General features: G+C 66.8%; 12 protein-coding genes. 7 read left to right on the top strand and 5 right to left on the bottom strand.

Annotated elements, in window-relative coordinates; all coding sequences use genetic code 11:
- Nucleotides 1-10: 10 nt before the first annotated feature.
- From FRC98_RS16655 to FRC98_RS16640, 4 genes are all read right to left on the bottom strand, one after another.
- Nucleotides 11-793, bottom strand: coding sequence for a class I SAM-dependent methyltransferase (locus FRC98_RS16655; RefSeq protein ID WP_146982562.1), 783 nt, complete (start codon nucleotides 791-793; stop codon nucleotides 11-13).
- A complete protein-coding gene (locus FRC98_RS16650) occupies nucleotides 790-2,253 on the bottom strand; it encodes an MFS transporter (protein ID WP_146982561.1) in 1,464 nt (487 codons plus the stop codon). Before FRC98_RS16650 ends, FRC98_RS16655 begins: the two co-directional genes overlap by 4 nt.
- Before the next feature lie 130 nt (nucleotides 2,254-2,383).
- A complete protein-coding gene (locus FRC98_RS16645; RefSeq protein ID WP_146982560.1) occupies nucleotides 2,384-3,160 on the bottom strand; it encodes a hypothetical protein in 777 nt (258 codons plus the stop codon).
- Nucleotides 3,157-4,647, bottom strand: coding sequence for a hypothetical protein (locus FRC98_RS16640; RefSeq protein WP_146982559.1), 1,491 nt, complete (start codon nucleotides 4,645-4,647; stop codon nucleotides 3,157-3,159). Before FRC98_RS16640 ends, FRC98_RS16645 begins: the two co-directional genes overlap by 4 nt.
- 297 nt (nucleotides 4,648-4,944) lie before the next feature.
- Here FRC98_RS16640 and FRC98_RS16635 point away from each other — a divergent pair, with 297 nt between their 5' ends.
- The 7 genes from FRC98_RS16635 to FRC98_RS16605 all read left to right on the top strand — a co-directional run bounded on the left by FRC98_RS16635 (nucleotide 4,945) and on the right by FRC98_RS16605 (nucleotide 14,860).
- Nucleotides 4,945-5,616 carry a prepilin-type N-terminal cleavage/methylation domain-containing protein gene (locus FRC98_RS16635; protein ID WP_230467702.1) on the top strand — a complete coding sequence of 224 codons (672 nt, stop codon included), beginning with the start codon at nucleotides 4,945-4,947 and terminating at the stop codon, nucleotides 5,614-5,616.
- Nucleotides 5,613-6,227, top strand: coding sequence for a type IV pilus modification PilV family protein (locus FRC98_RS16630; RefSeq protein ID WP_146982557.1), 615 nt, complete (start codon nucleotides 5,613-5,615; stop codon nucleotides 6,225-6,227). The genes FRC98_RS16635 and FRC98_RS16630 overlap by 4 nt, the downstream gene beginning before the upstream one ends.
- Nucleotides 6,228-6,274: 47 nt before the next feature.
- Nucleotides 6,275-7,594: a PilW family protein gene (locus tag FRC98_RS16625; protein WP_230467701.1), complete on the top strand. Its 1,320-nt coding sequence runs from the start codon at nucleotides 6,275-6,277 to the stop codon at nucleotides 7,592-7,594.
- The gene (locus tag FRC98_RS16620; RefSeq protein WP_146982555.1) at nucleotides 7,594-8,232 is read left to right on the top strand and encodes a hypothetical protein; all 639 of its coding nucleotides are present in this window, start codon (nucleotides 7,594-7,596) and stop codon (nucleotides 8,230-8,232) included. Before FRC98_RS16625 ends, FRC98_RS16620 begins: the two co-directional genes overlap by 1 nt.
- Nucleotides 8,233-8,327: 95 nt before the next feature.
- Nucleotides 8,328-12,893 (top strand): pilus assembly protein, encoded by a 4,566-nt coding sequence (locus tag FRC98_RS16615; protein WP_146982554.1) that lies wholly within the window; start codon nucleotides 8,328-8,330, stop codon nucleotides 12,891-12,893.
- Nucleotides 12,894-12,928: 35 nt separating this feature from the next.
- Nucleotides 12,929-13,600 carry a hypothetical protein gene (locus FRC98_RS16610; protein ID WP_146982553.1) on the top strand — a complete coding sequence of 224 codons (672 nt, stop codon included), beginning with the start codon at nucleotides 12,929-12,931 and terminating at the stop codon, nucleotides 13,598-13,600.
- A gap of 123 nt (nucleotides 13,601-13,723) precedes the next feature.
- A complete protein-coding gene (locus tag FRC98_RS16605) occupies nucleotides 13,724-14,860 on the top strand; it encodes a PEGA domain-containing protein (protein WP_230467700.1) in 1,137 nt (378 codons plus the stop codon).
- Between the two features lie 200 nt (nucleotides 14,861-15,060).
- On the opposite strand, the gene FRC98_RS16600 is transcribed toward FRC98_RS16605, so the two are convergent.
- A complete protein-coding gene (locus FRC98_RS16600) occupies nucleotides 15,061-17,652 on the bottom strand; it encodes a cation:proton antiporter domain-containing protein (protein ID WP_146982551.1) in 2,592 nt (863 codons plus the stop codon).
- Between the last annotated feature and the right edge of the window lie 239 nt (nucleotides 17,653-17,891).

Below are 17,891 nucleotides of genomic sequence, written 5' to 3'. Positions count from 1 at the left end.
TTGCGTTTTCTCAGCCTACTTTCGCAAACGTGAGCACGTGCTGGGGCGGGGTCTCGAGCTCTTCGTCGAGCGCCTCATCAAAACCCTCGCGCTGGCCGACGAAGTCGAGGCCGGCCTGTTGGGCCGCCTCGATGATGGTGTCGAGGGGCCAGTAGCGGTGCGCGATGGTGATGGGCACGCCGGCCTCGGGGTCTTCGCCCTCCTCGTCGTCGCGCACGTAGCGGAAGGTCACCTCGAAGGTGCGCTCGTGGGCGTCCCACCAGGAGCCCTCCCAGATGGTGTAAATCACCCCGTCCACATCCAACTCGGTGGTGGGGGCGGAGGGGTCGTCGACGATGACGTTTTGGGGGATGTCCATCTCGGCGGCGTCTTCGTCGAGGCCCTCGGTGGGGTAGATGTCCAGGTGAAAGAGGCCGCCGGGGCGGAGCGCGCCGGCCACAGCCTCAAAGGTCGCCCGGAGCGCGGGGGTGTCGGGCAGGCAGTAGAGGCCGTTGTAGGCCAGGATGACGTGCTCAAACTCGCCATCGGCCGGGAGATCTCGGAGGTCGCGCGCCAGCAGCTCGGTGTGGGGGAGGTTGCGGGCGGCGGCCAGCTTGAGGAGCTCGGCATCCTGGTCGAGACCGACCAGGCGCTCCACACCGGGCTTTAAAGCTTCGAGCAGGCGGCCGTGGCCGCAGCCCAGCTCAAGGACGCTCGCAGCGCCGGCGGTGCGGGAGGCGTAGTAGGCAAGGTCGCCCGGAGTGCCGGTGTGGGTGGCGGCGTAGAGGCGAGCCTGCAGGGGGGTGAAGTTCATGGGGTGAGTTCCATGGGTTTGGGGCGCAGTCCGGGAACCCCGCGGGTAAGGAGCAGCGCCAGGGTGGCGAGCACGGTCAGGGTGAGGATGGCGTTGGAGTAGATGGCGCCGGGCCCTAAGTCAAAGCCCAGCCAGCTCGACGCGCCTTTGGCCTGAAGCTCCACCGCCGTCACGCTCAGCGCCACGCCGAAGGCGCCGCCCAGAAAGAAGATCATCATGAAGATGCCCATGCCGCTGCCGGTGAGGCTCGGCGGCAGGATCTGGCTTGTGGCGCTGACGATCGGGCTCTGGATCAGCGCAAAGCCCAGGCCGTAGAGCCCCATGCCCAGACCCACACCCACCTCCCAGCCGCCGGCGTAATAGGCGGTGATGAGGTTGCCGGCGATGATGAGCACCATGCCGATGGTGATGGGCTGGCGGGCGCCGACGCGATCGGCGTAGCGCCCGGTAAATGGCGAGATCATGGCGATGAGCAGTGCGCCCGGAAGCAGCACCAGACCCACGACCATCGGGGCCACGTGGTTGACCTCGATCAAAAAGATCGGGACGAGCACGATCGTGCCGAAGCGGGTGGCGTTGGTCAGAAAGGCCACCGCGCTGTTGGCCAGGTAGCGGCGATCTTTAAAGACCTCGGGCTGCGCAAAGGGCTCGTCGATGCGGTGGATGCGGCGCCAGAAGATCAAAAGCAGCACCAGCCCCAGCACCAGCAGTCCGAAGAAGACGGGCCCAAATCCGCGCTGCTCGATGATGGTGAAGGCGTAGAGCCAGGCGCTCACGCCCAGGCTAAGGAGCAGCGCGCCCGGGGTGTCGAAGCTGTCGCCAAAGCGCTTGTCGAGCGATTCGGGCAGAAGGCGAAAGGCCACCGGAGCGGCGAAGGTCACAAGGCCGGTCACCCCGTAGACGAGGCGCCAGCCGCCCAGCTCCACGAGGATGCCGCCTAAGAAGGGGCCGACCGAGGCGGCCAGCCCCACCGCGCCGAGCACAAGGCCCATGGCGCCGCCGCGGCGGTGGGGGGCAAAGACCCGGGCGATGATCATGGTGCCCAGCGCCGGGAGCGCGGCGCTGCCGGCGCCCTGCAAAAAGCGCAAAAAGATCATGATCTCGATCGATGGCGAAGCCGCCAGCATCAACGAGGTCGCGCCCAGCGCCAGGATGCCCGCGCAGTAGAGCCGGCGAAGGCCCACCAGATCGGCCAGGCGGCCGTGGATGGCGCTAAAGATGCCGAAGGTCAGCGAGAAGCCGGTGACCACCCACCCGTACACACCCTCGGAGACACCAAAGTCGCGGCCGATAAAGGGCAGCGCCACGTTGACCATGTTGCCGTTGACCACGGCAAAGAAGACCACCGAGCTCAAGAGCGCGAGTACGATGGTGGCGGTGCGGGCGTCGGCGTAGTCGTGAAGAGGCGGGGCGGGTTGGGGCTCTGCGTTACGCGGCGCGTGGGGGGGATGGTGGGCCATGGTGGAGCGCTCGAAGGAGGGAATGACCCGAAAGGGGGGGCGGGTCGGGGGCCAGAGGAGGCCATCGCAGCATCGCTGCGCAGTGTCAATTCAAAAGGTTGGACTCGCCAGGCCGCGGCGCGCTGCGAGCTCAGAGGCAGCCGGCTTGCAAGGGGGCAAGCTCCAGATGGCAGCGCGCGCAGGGGGCCGGGTTGGCCTCAAGCCAGGAGCGGCACTCGAAACGAAACTCGGGAGGGTGGGGGGAGATTCCCGTATGGCAACTCACACAATCCTGCTCGCTGTGGCAGGACGCACACTCAAAGATGTCGCGTCGGGCCATGACCCCGTGGTTGTTGGGGGTGGCGGCGTCGAGCCAGCCGGGCGGGTGCATCCTAAAGTTCGCCGGGGGCTGAAGATCGAAGGGGGCGTCGGGGCTGACCTGCGACTCCAGATGGCAGCTCGTGCAGAAGGTCTGGGCCTGGTGGCAGGTGGCGCAGTCCTGGATGCCCTGGCGAGCCTCCAGGCTGTGGAGTGCGACGTAGTTTGGCGGGTGGATGAGCGAGCTCTCGGCCAGGGTGTCGACGTGGCAGGTGATGCAGTCGGCCTCCAGGTGGCAGCTCATACACTCGGGGCTCTGCGTGCGGGCCTGAACGCCGTGGCGCGAAAGCCAGTCTGCGGTGTGATCGTCGGGCATCAGCGTGCCGGTCAGGCGGCTTAAGCCCGGCGGGTGGTCTGCGGGCAGGGCGGAGCGGTAGCTCGGCGGGTTCTGCAGCGGAGGCAGCGTCCCCGCTGGCGAGGCCGGGCCCTGGCAGGCGCTGATGGCCAGGATGCTCGCGAGCACGAAGGCCGAGAGCGCCGCATAGAATAAGCCTGTGCGCGGGGTGGGCTTCGGGGCATTGAGACCGGTTGGTAGTCGCCAAAACATCATGGCCACAGCTCCAGGGTGAGGTTGGCGTAGAGCAGGGCGTGGGAGGGAAGGGCGCTTCCCTGGCGGTGTTCGGCCAGCAGCGAGAGGCGCGCGAGCGCGCCAAGCCCCACCTCCGCGCCCAGGCTGGTGCTCAGCGCGAGTTTGCCCTCTTCGCCGGGGTCGACCGCGCTGCCCGAGGCCCCGGTGGTGTAAAGCGTGAGGTGGCGCGCTGTGAGCCAGAGGCGGCGCGGGGTGGCGGCTACGCGCAACGAGGCGTCGACGAGGAGCTGGTCGCCGGTGGGCGCGCCCTCGCTGTGGGTCTGGTAGCTGACCTGCGCGCCAAGGCGCGCGTCGCGATCAAAGAGGCGGAGGCGCGTGTGCGCGCCCAGCGCCGCGCCTGGCGAGACGTGGTCGGGGAGGCTCAAGAGGTCGCCGGCGTCGCGGTAGGCCCGCGCCCAGGCGCGCACCTCCAGCGAGGTCTGCGCCGCCGGAAGCGCGCGCTGCACCGTCATATACGCGCTCTGGCGCGGCGAGGCCCCGAAGAGGTTGAAGATCGAGGCGGCGTCGAAGATGGGGAGGCGGTGGTCGAGGCCGAGCGAAAAGGTGGTGGTTTTGCCGGCGGCCACCGACCCCTGCATCAGCGCGCGATCAAAGGCCCGGGCCGGGCCGTGAAAGGTCAGGAGGGTGCTGAGGTTGAGCGCGCGCGCCGGTTTGATAAAGGCGCTCATGCCGAAGCGGTGTTCGATCTGCCGGGCGTCGGGAGATCCCCAGCCCTCGGGCGCCGCGCTCTTTCGGGAGGTTCGGGATGCGGCGAGCTCCACGCGGTGGTGGCGGCGGTGGCGCAGGCCCACGGCCGCGCCCATGAGCGTGGCCTGCGCACGCGAGACGTAAGGATCGTTAAGCGGCACGCCCTGCACATCGAAGGTGGCCGGGTCGAATGGACCCAGGCGGTGGTCGACCTTACGGCCCGCCCAGGCGCGCAGGGTCTGGCGGGTGGGGCCCTCGCCAAGCTCAACTTCGGCGCTGAGCCCGTCGAGGTCGACCACGCCCAGCGCCGAGCCGGCCCAGTGGCGGCCGGCGCGAAGCTGCAGCGCCTCAAAGGGGCGCCAGTCCACGTAGGCCAGATCCAGGGTCAGGTCGTTGAAGCGGTCCAGCGCGCGTGGATCGTCGCGCAGCGCGGGCGCGAGCGCCGCGTCGCTAAAATATCGAAAGCTCAGCCGGGCGTTGAGCCGGCCGCTGCGGTCGCCCATCAGGTCGTGGGCGCTTAAGTGCAGGGCCTGGGTCCAGGTGCGGGAGGCCTCCCAGCGGCGGTCGGCGCGCAGGTGCTGGGTGGCGCGGGCGCGCGACTGGGTGCGCACCTGGTAGGTGGTGGCGTGGGCGTCGGCGGGCGCAGTGAGGATGTGGACGCCGGCGGTCGCCAGAAGTGTGGCGATCCAGAGCAGCGTGTGGGTCGCTCGGAGTGGGGCGGTGGTCGGCCAGCGCCATCGAAGTTGTCGACCTGGCACCACGGCGGGCTCTCGACGACAGGGGGGAAGGGCAAAAATCAACACTTCGGGGTGTAGTGAATCGGGGCGCGCTGTGCAATTACTTCAAGGGTATGAAATTTTTTCATAGTATGAAGGGAGGTCCGGATGCGAAGCTGCCGAGGACCGAGCCCGGGATCGCCGCCTGCGCGAGCCACCGATCGGCAGGAGGGCGCCGGCGGTGGGGGAGACTTCCGCGCGTGGTACGAATCTTGCGACCTCCTAAAGCTGTGCTAGAGCTGCCACCGCGATGTTTGACGTGATGCAACGATGAGAGAAGCCATGCCGAAGAGAACACACACCAGATGTCCGCGCAAAGCGCAGGGCTTTACGCTGGTGGAGCTCATGATCGTGGTCGTGATCGTCGGAATGCTCGCCGCGCTGGTGACGCCGACGGTCTCACGCACGATTAAAGAGAACAGCACGCGGGGGCTTAACCGCCAGATTGTGCAGGCCTTTCAGGAGGCCCGGGCCTACGCGATGGGCCGCGGCGAGGTGGTCTTTGTGGCGGTGGAGCGCGGCGGAGGGCCGGGAAGGGTGCAGTTTTTCCGCTCCGAAAACCGCTCACTGACCTGCGCCGAGGGCGTGGTCACCGCGCCCGGTGCTGGCGAGGCGCTCATCGAGATCGACATGAACGCCACCGGGCTGGAGCACGCCATCCTGGGTGCCGACCCGTCCACCGAGGGCACCATCGCCAGGCCGCTGTGCATCTCGCCGGCCGGCCGCGTGCTCGACCGTGACGGGCGTACGCTGAGCAGCGAAGGCGCCTGCCCCGGCTACAACTTCCGCTTCTGGATGGCCAACCCCACTCAGCCCCTGGACGCCGGGGTGAGCGACTGCCCCTCGATGGGCGCCGGCGAAGACGAGCTCTTTGAGTTAAGCGTGCAGCGCCAGCTGGCGAGCTTTTATATGATTCATATTCCCTTCAACGGTCAGGCGCGGGTGATCCAATGATCAAGCTGAGCACAACGAGCGCATCGCCGCGTGGCTTCTCGCTGATCGAGCTCCTGATCGCGATGGTGCTGATGTCGGTGGGAGTGATGGCGACGATCGCCATGCAGTTTATCTCGCTGGGCGGCTACACCGCCTCGCGGGAGGTCACCGGCGCCACCGAGATGGCCCGTCAGGTCGAGGCGCGCCTGCGCGCCGAGGCGATGGCGTGGAACGGCGCGATGGCACCCTCCACCGTCGATGAGGTCTATAACGACGGGCGCGGCTCGGCTTTTCTGGCCGACATCGCCAACGCCGGCGGCGGCTGGGTGCGCCTCTACGACCAGCCTGTCAACCAGCGGATGCGCCCCGATGACGGCGCGGCGCGATTCTGTGTGTTCGGCTCCGCCGAGCAACTTCAGGAAGGCGGCATCGCCCAGCCCTACCTCCAGGTCCGCCTGGCGATCGTCTACCCGGGAGCCAACGGCGCGTTTCCCGGTCAGGACGGCGGCAACCTCAACGGGCGCTGCGATGCGATCGACGCCGGCTTGCTGATCCCGGGCGACGAAGATCTGAAGCTGGAACTCGAAGGCCTGCGCGCGAGCTACTTCGCCAGCGCCATCCGCCCGCGTTGAACCCGATGATGACGCCACATCGACGACTGCGATGTAAGGACACGATGATGAGACACTCCCACCCCCACCGCCTGACCCTGAGCCGCCTGGCCGGTCGTGGCTTCACGCTTGTGGAGCTGATGATCGCCATGACGCTTGTGGGCGGGCTGGTGGCGATGATCTACGGGATGTTCGCCCGCACCTCCGACGCGCTGATCGACGTCGACGCGATGGCCGGCGCCACCGATGAGGCGCGCTTTGCGCTGGAGATGGTGCGTAACGAGCTGCAGTCTGCCGGCAGTCAGGCCACGCCCAACGCGACGGTCGACCCCTGGGTGCGGCCCAACGATTCCCCGATGTTCGGCCTGATCCCATATGAGGGCTGGCAGAACAGCCGGGAGATCTACCAGGGCAACGCCACCCTGCAGGCCATCGCCGCGCGCAACCCGCAGTCGGCGTTCAGCGGCGTGGTGGTGGTCGGCGCCTACGACTTTCCCCAGAGCTTTCTCATCAGCGAGGTGCGCCCGGACGGCGGCCGCGTGGAAAACGTCGAGCGTGGCATGGGGCGGCTCACTCGCATCGATCCTTTTGATGTCTCGGCCGACAGCGCCGTGATCGCCGATGACACCGACCCTCGAGCTCTGGCGCTGACCGAGGCGGCCAGCGCCCGTGGCCTGCGCATCAGTGACCGCCAGGGCTACATGCAATTTGTGCCGGTGCGCCAGGCCAGCATCTCCTCCGGCGCGCTGGAGCTGACCACCGCCGCCATCACCTTCCGCGGCGAAGGGCGCATGACGGGGCTGGAGAGCATCGACGGTGCAGAGAACGATTATGACGCGGCGTTTCTCGACGCGTTCTGGTTTCGCGTACGCGTCGACCCCTTTGATCCGACCAACCTGCAGCTGGTGCGTCACCGCCTCAACTTCGGCCCGCTCATGGCGCTGAACTCGCCGACCCAGACCCAGCTCGAAGGGGTGATCGTGGGCGTCGACGATGCCGAGCGCGAGGCCAACACGCTGGTGATCGCCAACCATGTGGTCGACTTTAGGGTGTGGTTCGACTGTGCCAACGCGTTCGGGGCGCTGGAGCCGACGCCGCTGGCCTCGGAGTGGGAGCCTGCGACCGGCGCCTGTTTGACGCCGCCGGCGATGGGCTCTCAGCCGCATCAGGCGCGCGTGGCGCACCTTCGCCTCTCAATGCGCTCGGAGAACGAGCGCACCAACCGCCCGCATTTTGAGGTCGCCGGCGACGCCGACTGGCTGGGCTTCCAGGAGGTCGAAGGCACCATGCAGACCTACGATGTAGACCCGCGCAACCCCGGGGCAGCCTCGGTGGTGACGGTGCAGTCCAGTGTCGATCTTGCCAACTTCCGTATGCGAGGGCTCTGATGCGACTTCAAGCCAACAATCAACGCGGCGCAGCCCTGGTGGTGGTGCTTCTGGTCATTCTGGTGCTCACCGGCCTGGGAATGGTCGCGCTGGATTCGACCACCGAGGGGGTCTGGCTCTCGGCCAGCCACCGCAGCCGCGCCCAGGCCACTGTCTTCAGTGACGCGGTGGTGCAGTTCGGGCTCTACCGCGCCGGCGCCCGCGCGCCCTCTTACTCCGAGATGCTCAAGGCCCGCGCCGAGGCCGACCTGAGCAGCCTGGGCTCGGAGGACGAGCGTGTCGGGGCGATTCGCCGCGGCGGCTACCAGATATTCAGCCCCGAGGAGAACCCCGGCGGCGGGCAGGCCACGCTTCGCGGGGTGCTGCCCGACGGCAAACTCATCGACTCCGCCTCGACCGGATCGCTGGAGAACGACAGCACCAACCCGGTGAGTTTTCGCTTTATTGTGCGCGATCCCCTCGATGGTCCGCCGGCGCCGGGTTACTCCGGAGAGTTTTGCTTTAAGAAAGTGACGATCGCCTCCGAGGCGATCTTAGGTGATGTGCCCGAGGCCGACACCGACCGCCGGCGCCAGCGCGCGCTCGGCAGGCACAGCACCGAGGCGATGATTGGCCCGATTGATTGTGGTTCGCGCTAACGATTCTTGCCCCTGCGCCCGCGCGTGATGGCGAGTGGATTCGACAATAAAAGCTGCTCGGGGCCCGCAAGGCCCCACAGGCTGAGGTGATGACAATGAACACGAAACGACAACTTCTGGTCAGCGGGCTGGGTCTGGTGATGATCGCCGGCGCCGGCCTGCTGCTCACAAGCTCGCCGCGCGCGGTGCATAGCCAGAGTCCGGTGGAGCTGGGCATCGCCCAGTCACCGGTGGTCACCATCGTGATGGACACCTCCGCCAGCATGCAGTGGACCGAGGAGGGCGAGGGCCGCTACCCGCGGATGAGCATGCCCTCCGGCGATCGCCCCTCCGGTGCGCACAGCGACACCTGGGTGCCGGGCACCCCGCTCAACCTCCCCGGATCGGCGCGTGTGGACGGCTCTCCGGTCAGCGGCACACCCACCACCACGATGGGCCCGTGCATGGTCTGGCACCCCTTCGACGGTGGGGGCAGCGGCCATAAGTGCAACGACTATGTGCGTCCGCCGGCCTGCGGCGATTTCTCGGATTGTGAGGGCTTTGAGAGCGGTAAGGTCACCGACTGGCAGGAAGACGCCCTCGAAGACATGGTCGCCAACCCGAATATGCGCCTGACCGACAGCAACAAACCCCGCCACATCCAGATCAAAGAGATCCTCACCGGCGATATGTACCTGCGCCGGGGATCGGAAGAGCGTGTGGGGCCGGGCTGCTGGTTTGTGCCGCGCTTCCGCGGCGCCTCTCGCGAAGAACAGGTCTGCTGCGGGAGCTTCGACCAGAACAGCTGGTCCTGCAACAACACCGGCGACAGGTTTGAGGGGCTTATCGATCACGATGATCCCCGCCCCCACTATCAGGAAGTCTACAACGAGCAGGAGTCCAACGGTCTGCTCGACGCGATGGGCCGTACCACGATCTTCTCGGTGGCGATGTTCGACGGCTACCGCTTCAACGGTACGTCTTCGGGCGGGTGGGACTACCCGATGAACGACATCGTCACCAATGAGGGGAGCAACGTCGGCGACGGCATCGAGAATCTCGGCTGCTCCAGCCCCCCCTGCTACAACCTGGGGCTCTTCCGCTTCATCGGGCCCACGCGCCTGGCGCTGGGGGCCGACGAGATGGACAACACCTCGGCCTACGTGCAGGAGGCCATCCTCAACGCCGGCCACATCAGTACGCGTAAGGCGTACCTCTCTGGCAGTGTCGATAATGATGGAGGCAAGAAGAAGCGCCCCAAGGGCGCTCAGGGCAACTGGGAGATCCCCATCTTCGACTACCCGCTCAACAGGCAGCCCATCAGCATGGCCAGCCCCTTTGCGGCGGTCTTCCACGACCTCAAGCATTTCTACAGCTACGGGCAGTCCAGCCACGGACCTTTCGAAAATTCCAATACTCCCAGCCCGCTCAACCCCTTCGTCGATGATCGCTACGCGGCCTGTCGCCCCCGCCACGTCGTCTTCTTCACTGACGGCTTCCCCGAGCCGGAAGCTCCCGGTGGTGCGGGTAACGGCATCGGCAGCGAGAGCCTCAACCCGGCCTTCGGTTACGACCCGGCCAAGTACGAGTACGACGTCACTGAGACCGCCATCCTCGACATGATCACCCAGTCCGAGAGTGAGATGCGGGCGGCTAACGACGGTCAGGCGATCGAGGAGCGCTATGCGCCCCGCGTGCACGTGCTGGCGGTCAACCTGGAAGAGGACAGCGAGCGGCGTAAAAACGCCATCAAGAAAGTGGCGACGATGGCCATGCGCGGGGGCACCTGCGCCCAGTATTACCTGCCGCCGGAGATGATTCCGCTGGGCTCGCAGAGCGGCGTGCGCGACAGCGCCGGCAACCGCCCGGCGGGCACCTGCGATCCGGAAGATTTGAGCCAGCCCTGCCTTGTGCCTCAAGAGATGGGCTTTACCTTCCAGCCCCCCGACGGCAGCGCGCCTTTCACCTGCGATCACCCCGCGCTGATCCTCAACAACAACAGCAAAGCCTCCCTGGTGAGCGCATTCCAGCTGATCTTCAACGAGATCGCCGGCTCCTCCGGCCTGGCCGCGCGCACTCGCCCCTCCATCACCAGCTACCTGGACACCGATAGCGAGCAGGGTCAGTACCGCCTATTCTCCGGGATGCAGATCCAGGGCGATAACGTCTTCTGGAAGGGCGTGCTCAACCGCAAGCTCTACGCCTGTGACGGTAGCGAGTCGCTGGTCACCGATGCAGGCACGCTCGACGGGTTGCACGAAGATGTGAACCGGCTGCGTAAGGCCATCGGCGACCCGCTCGATGAGCCGGTGGTGCGGACCGACGTGGAGACCGACCGCCGCCGTGTGTTCACCTCTTTCCCGGCATTCTTGCTCAGCCCGGGTGTGGAAGAGGTCAGCGGTACGGGGCCTGTGCCGGGCTTCTTCCCGATGACCTACGCGCTCAGCCAGGTGCCCACCACCGAAGATGAGTTCGGGGGGACCGGGCTTCTGGCGGCCTCCAACACCGGGCGTGTGGTTGGAACGCGGGTGCGCTTTGAGCACGGCAACCTCCTCAGCGCGTTTGAAGAGGCGACGCAGACCGCCGACGCTTTCTACAACTACTGGGGCGTGCAAGATGATCCGGAGACCGGGGTGACTCGTGAGACGATCATGAACGGGCTGGTCGACGAGTACCGCGGTCGCATCGGGCCGAAGGCCGACCGCGTGCTCGGCGCGATCTACAACTCCAACCCGATCACGGTGGGCCCCCCCGATCTCGATCTTCCCAACGACGGCTACCGCGCCTTCCGCCAGCAGTACGCCGAGCGGCGCACGATGCTCTACGTAAGCACCCTCGATGGGCAGCTGCACGCCATCTACACCGGTGAAGATGAGGTTAAAGGACGCGATCTTCCCGCCTCGCTCTCCACCACCGTCACCGAGCGCGACAACGTGGCTGCTGCAGACCAGCGCGAGGCCTGGGCCTATGTGCCCTTCAGCCTGCACCGCAAGCTGCAGCCCAACCGTCAGCGCGCCGCCCAGCTGATGGATGGCAGCCCGGTGGTCGGCGACATTCGCCTCTGCCACGCCAACCCGGCGCTTAACACCAACCGCCAGGCCTGTGGCGCGTGGACCGGGCAGGTGCCCAAGGCCGCCCAGTGGCGCACCGTGCTCCTGCAGGGCATGGGCGGCGTGGGCGAGGGCTACTTCGCCCTCGATGTCACCCGCACCGGCTCCGGCACCGAGATGCCTGACCCCATCGTGCTCTGGGAGTTCTCCCGTGAATGGGAAGAGCATCAACTCAAAAAGCTCGACACCTGGCGCTACGCCCCCGAAGACATCACCGCCTACGACACCGAACTCGACACCTGCCGCACCGCGCTCGAAGACAGCGTTGTGGGCTCGGTGCTCTGCGGGATCTTCGGCTGCGATGACGGGGACGAAGATGACACCCCCAGCCCCTGGGAGCTCGGCTTCCTGGGCACCTCGGTGAGCGACCCGGCGATGGGCATGGCGGCGATGCGCCTGGGCGACGGCGCCACCGCCGCGCTGCAGCGCCCGATCGCCGTCTTCGGCGCAGGCCTGGCCCCGGATCGCCCCGAGGCGCCGCTCTCCTGCGTGGAAGACATCACCGGCCGCGCCATCTACATCGTGGATCTGCAGACCGGCACGATCATCCGCCGCTTCGTCGAATACCGCACCGAAGACGGGGATATGCAGCGCTTCCCCAGCCAGATGATCGGCTCCCCGGCCCTCTACAGCGACTCTCCCGGTGAGGTTGCCACCCGCGGCTTCATCGGCGACGCCAACGGCCGGATGTTCCGCATCGACATGACCCGCCCCGACCCGCGCGACTGGGAAGTGCAGCTCTTCTTTGACCCGGCCGAGCAGGACTCCCCCTGGATGATCGATCTCAACGCCGAGTACGGCACTGACGTCTTCGGGCCGGCGGCTTACCGCCCGGCGCTCTACATGAATGAGAACCGCAACCTGGTGGTCGTCTACGGCCTGGGCACCCCCGGTGAGACCAGCGAGACCAACACGGTGCAGGCGGTGATCGCGATCGAAGAAGACTTCAAGGTCGTCGAGGTTACCACCGGCGGCGTGCAGCAGACCGTCGACGACATCGTGCCCACACCGCTGTGGCGCTACTTCCTGGAGCCCCGCGAGCGGCTCACCGGTGAGCCGGTGGTCTTTGACGGCGATGTCTTCTTTACGGCCTATGTCGAGGAGGAGGCGGCATGTCTCGCAGGCACCTCGCGCATCTACCGTCTGGAGGGGACGCCCTACGACTACGAGTCCGGCCCGGTCGATGTGGAGGCCAAGGGCGCCTGGACCGAATACGCCGACGGCGGCTCGGGTTCGCTCGACCCCTCGCTCTTTTTGCTCGACACCGGCGATAGCGACGGCGTCCCCCGCTGGTTTGGACCGGCGCAGCCCGCGCTGATTCGGGGCCTCTCCATCACCCTGGGCCCGGTCTGCAACGACGTCATTGATGATGAGGCGCTGGGACAGACGGTGAGTGAGAAGCAGGCCAAGAAGCCGCAGCTGACCTTCACCTCGGTGGGGAACGACAGCAACGGCAACCCGACAACCGGTAACGGTGCGACCAACACCGGCGGCATCGGCGGGTTTAATATCGAGCTTGAGCCGCCGGCGACGCGCTCGGTGCCCTTGAGCTGGACGATCGTGGGGAACTGATGCGACTGCACCTGAGACGACTTCTCATCGCATGTATGTTTCTCCTTGTCGCGGCGGCCTGCCGCGACGAGGAGAAGCAGACCCCCGGCGAGGAGCGCGAGCAGAAGACTTCGCGCGCCTCCGAATCGAAGGTGGAGGCCGAGCCTCGCGAGGTCTTTGGACTTCCGCTGCCTCCGGACTACACCGACCGGCTGGAGATCTCCGAGACGTTGGTCACCGTGCATACGCGCATGACCGTCGAGGAACTCAGCGCGTTTTTCCGCTCGCGCCTGGTCGACTACGAGTACGTCGAGATGTCGGGCAGGGTGCGGGTGTTGCCGCTTCGCCCGCACTCGCCATCGCTGGAGTTCTACACGATCGCCGGCCGCCACGGGCAGCTCGTGATCGACTACCAAGCCGCCCCGGATCTGGCGGCCCGCGAGATCGCCCGGGCGCAAACCCTGGAGGCGATGGCCGAGAAGGACGACGATCTGGCCCGCGCCCTGGAGCACGCCCGCAACAACCCCACGACCAACCGCGGTGAGCGCGCGCCCTGGTTGAGCGCGATGCGCGGCAAGCCCGTGGAGCTGCGCACCTCTGATGGCGAACTCCTGGCCCCGGGCGCGGTCTGGGGAGAGCCCTACACCCCGCCGGCCGGCTCGCCACTCTACGGTGAGCAGAACCGCGAGAACTTCGGCCGACCCTTCGGCGATTGGCGCATGCACTGAGCGCCGGCTCCCTCTATACTCCCCGAACGTCAAAGGTACCGAAGGCCGCAGCTTAACCATCGCCGCGGCCGCGACCGTTGGCCGCGCAGGCCGCGGCCGGGGAGTGAGTCTATGAGATGTGCTGTGCTCGGAGCCCTCGCGCTCCTGATGACGATGATGGTGGGGGCAGGCACCGCTGCGGCCCAGCCGGTCGAGGCGGTGGTCTTTGAGCTTGAAGGCGCCGGCGTCGATCCGGCGCTCTTGAGCAACCTGAGCGCGGTGCTGCGAAACCAGGCCTTGCAGGTCGGGGCCTTTGAGGTGGTCAACGCCACCCCTTTGCAGCGCGAGGAGACCGCGGTGGTGCTGGGCTGTGAGCCCGATGCGCGGACGTGTCTGGAGCAGATGGCCGAGTTTAACGATGCCCGGGTGCTGATCTCGGGCGATGTGCGCCGTCGCGACGGCGGGCTTGTGGTCAGCGTGGCGATCTTTGATCGCCTCCGCAGCGGCGTCGCGATGGAGGTGCAACGCGAGCTTAGCGGCGACGACCCGGTGCTCGCGTTTCGGCGAGAAATCGAAGGGGTTTTTGGCGAAATCGCCGCTGAGATGACGACACACCTGGAGGTTCGCGCGCCCGGGGAGGGCGACGCCATTCGCATCGACGGCGTGATCGTGGGGCATGGCCAGGTCACCCGCCAGGGGCTCCCCGAGGGGCGCTACCGGGTGGAGGTTGAGCGCGCCGGCGCCCGGCCCTATGTCGAAGAAGTTGCGCTGGGCGTGGGCGATCCGGTGATCATCGAGGTGAGCGCGGCTCCTGCGGTGGCGGCCTCCACCGAGCAGCGGGCCGCGGCGACGTCGCCCTCGGTGCAGCCGCAGCTCGGTGGTGCGGGTCCGGTTGCCGAGGAGCGGCCGGAGCGCGGGGTGGCGGCCATCGCGCCGCCGATCGCCCCCCGCAAGCGCTCGCGCCTGGGCGCCTACTCCTCACTGGGCGTGGGAGTGGTGGCGCTGGGCGGCGCCGGCGCGATGGTCGTGTCGATGCGCGGCATCGAGGACGACATCGCCACCGAGAACGCTGCCGGCACCATGACCCCCTCCCGCTACGAGGAGCTTATCGGCCGTGGCGAGAGCTATGAGAGCGCGCAGTGGGTGCTGCTGGGCGTGGGGGCGGGGGCCAGCGCGCTGGGCCTTGGCTGGCTTATTGTCTCATCGGCGCGCGGCGACGATGAGCCCGCGCTGGCGTTGGGCGTGGGGCCGGCCTCAATGTGCGTGCGTGGTCGTTTCTAAGTGTTTGTAAAAGTTCGGCTTTTGGGTGGTGTGGGGCGTGTGCAAGGGCGCAGCGGGCGCTGAGGTGCAAACGACCCTCTCAAAAGATGCAGGCCGGGCGTGGGGCGTTGCGAGTTACCCTCTCAAAAGATGCAGGCCGGGCGTGGGGCGTTGCGAGTTACCCTCTCAAAAGATGCAGGTCGAGCGTGGGGCGTGGCGAGTTACCCGGGGAGGTCGCTGCGCGTCAGGCTTAGATCCAGCGCCCCATCCCGCGCGTCCGGGAAGACGGTCTGCGGGTCGCGCGCCAGCCGTTTGAGCTCTTCGAGCACTTCGGTGGGCGTCTCCAGGCGCGCCAGCGCCTGCGCGTCGACCACCCGGGTGGCCAGCGCTCCGAGCTCCGAGAAAAGCCCCAGGTGCTCCTGCAAAGAACTCTCCTGCGGGCTGACCGCCACCAGCATCAGATACACCGGCGATCCGGCGCGCGCCTGCGTCTCAAAGCCCTCGCGGCGCGTGGCCGCAAACACAAGCGGGCGGTGCACATGCTCACTGCGCGCGTTGACCAGCATCACCCCGTCGATGAGCTCCCGCGAGAAGCCCGGATCGTCGCGCAAGAGCGCATCGACCACCTCCTCACAGTAGGTCTCGGCGCGCTCCTCGCCGAAGTAGCCGACCAACAACGTCTTCAACGCCTCGCGTTCCTCGGGCTCCTCCATCGCCACGCGCACTCGCCGCAACTTAAACGCCTCGGCCAGCCCCTCCTCTTCGGCGGTGACCGGAAGCTGCGCCTCGTCGATGTCCGAGAGAAAGAGAAAGCTCATCGAGTAGTCGGCCAGCGCGTCCAGACGCCCCGGCAGGGCTTCGAGCTCCGGCGACCAGGGCAGGGTGCCGCGGCGCGCGCTCAAGAAGATCAGCAGATCGTGCTCTTCGACGCGGCGCTGCAGCGTCGCCACCAGATCTTCCATGGTATTAAAGCCCACAAAAGACGAGGCGATCTCGGGTTTGATCGTATCAAAACGCCCCCGAATCCGGCGCATCTCATCCTTGAGGCAGAGCCCGGTGAGCAGCGCCCCCATCGCGTTGGTCAGCCGCTTGATGTCGCGCAGCGCGCGGGTGTAGCCCGGGTGGTATTCGATCAGCGGCGGAAAGACGACGATCACCCGCTTGACGGTGTTGATCGGCTGGGTGAGGTGGTTGATGAAGACCTGCTGCTCGGTCTGGGCCAGGAGCTGATCGGTGACCACGCCGAAGTTCGCGCGGCGGGCCTTCGAGCTCGAAAGATCGGGGCCGCTCCAACCCACCACCAGATCGGAGACGCGCCGCTCCATCACCGCGCGCGCGATGCCCGAGGCCAGGTTATGGGCCACCCGCGTCACCGGCACCACCGGCACCTCGGCCGAGGCCCCGTGCACCACCGCCGCCGAGAGCATGCGCTCGGCGCTCGCAATCGCCTGGGCGGTGTCTCCCTCCTCGGGCACAACCGAGAGTGGAAAGACCGGCTCCTCCGAGCCGTGCTCGCGCACCAGAAAGGTAAAGTCGAGCAGCGCCTGGGCGTGCGCGGCGTTGGCCAGGGGCACCAGAAAACGCTGCGGCGCTTCATCTTCGCCACTGCCGCCTTGCTCCTCCTGAGCCAGCGCCATCTTGCGCCCGAAACGCTCGGTGACCATCGGTGAGACAAAACACGTCACCGCGATCATCACGATCGTGCCGTTGAGCACCGCCTCATCAAAAAGCCCCACATCAAAGGCCACCAGCACCACCGCCAGCGTCGCAGCGGCCTGGGCCGCCGAGAGCCCGAAGATCACCATCGCCTCATCGCGGCTGTAGCCGAGCAGCTTCTGCGTGAGCAGCGCGGCGAGCCATTTGGAGAAGAGCGCGGCACCAACCATGGTCGCGGCGACGATGAGGGCGTCCGCCCCGCTGAAGAGCACCCGCACGTCCACCAGCATCCCCACCGAGATCAAAAAGAAGGGAATGAAGAGGGCGTTTCCTACAAACTCAATGCGGTTCATCAGCGTGCTAGACTCGGGGATGAGCCGGTTGAGCGCAAGCCCTGCCATAAACGCCCCGATGATGGCCTCCACCCCGGCAAGCTCCGCCAGAAAGGCCGCCAGAAACACCACCGCCAACACAAAGACGTACTCGACGACCCCCTCACTGCCCACCTTGCGAAAGAACCAGCGTCCCACCCTCGGGATGCTCCAGAAGACCAGCGCCACGTAGATGCCAAGGCCGATCACCAGGGTCAGCCAGAAGTTCATATCCAGTGATCCGCGCGTCGATCCCATCACCACCGCCAGCACCAGAAGCGCGGCGGTGTCGGTGATCACCGTGCCCCCCACCGTGGCTGTGACCGCGTTGGATTTGCTCACCCCCAGCCGGCTTGTCACCGGGTAGGCCAACAGCGTGTGCGAGGCGAACATACTCGCCAGCAGAATCGCCACCATGAACTCCAGCCCCAGAATATACATCCCGGCCAGCGTCCCGATCGTCTGCGGCACCAGAAAGGTCAGCACCCCGAAGACCAGGCTGTGGTTTCGATACTTCGCAAAGCGATTAAGATCGATCTCCAGCCCGGCGGTGAACATAATGTAGAGCAGACCCACCGTGCCCAGGAGCTGGAAGGTGGCGTCGCGCTCCAGGAGCCCCAGGGCGTTGGGCCCGGCGATGACCCCGGCCATCAAGAGTCCGATGATCTCCGGAAGCCGCATCTTTCTCACCGCCAGCGGCGCCACCAGCAGCATCAGCATGACCACCGCAAAGATCAGCACCGGATCGGTAAAGGGGGTCTCAAAGTGGTGGAGAAGATCGTTCATGACATCATCCTCAGGGGCATCCGGGGCAGATCGTAGAGACGCAGACCTCACGTCGAGCGCGCTCGCCAGGCCTTACCCGGGGACGCGTCGCGCCGGTATTGGGCCGTTTTTTCAGGTCTGGGGTCAATCAAGAAGTGCATCGCCGGCCGGCTTTCGAGATAAGGAACATAAGCGGCGGCGCCGGGCCTTTTAGTTCCGCCGGCGCCACCCGGCACAGATGATGAATGGTTCTGGCGAGG

Origin of the sequence: Lujinxingia vulgaris, assembly GCF_007997015.1 — a bacterium.
GTDB lineage: Bacteria > Myxococcota_A > Bradymonadia > Bradymonadales > Bradymonadaceae > Lujinxingia > Lujinxingia vulgaris.
Note: the sequence above shows the minus strand (reverse complement) of the source record. Positions and strands in the feature narration are given on the sequence as shown.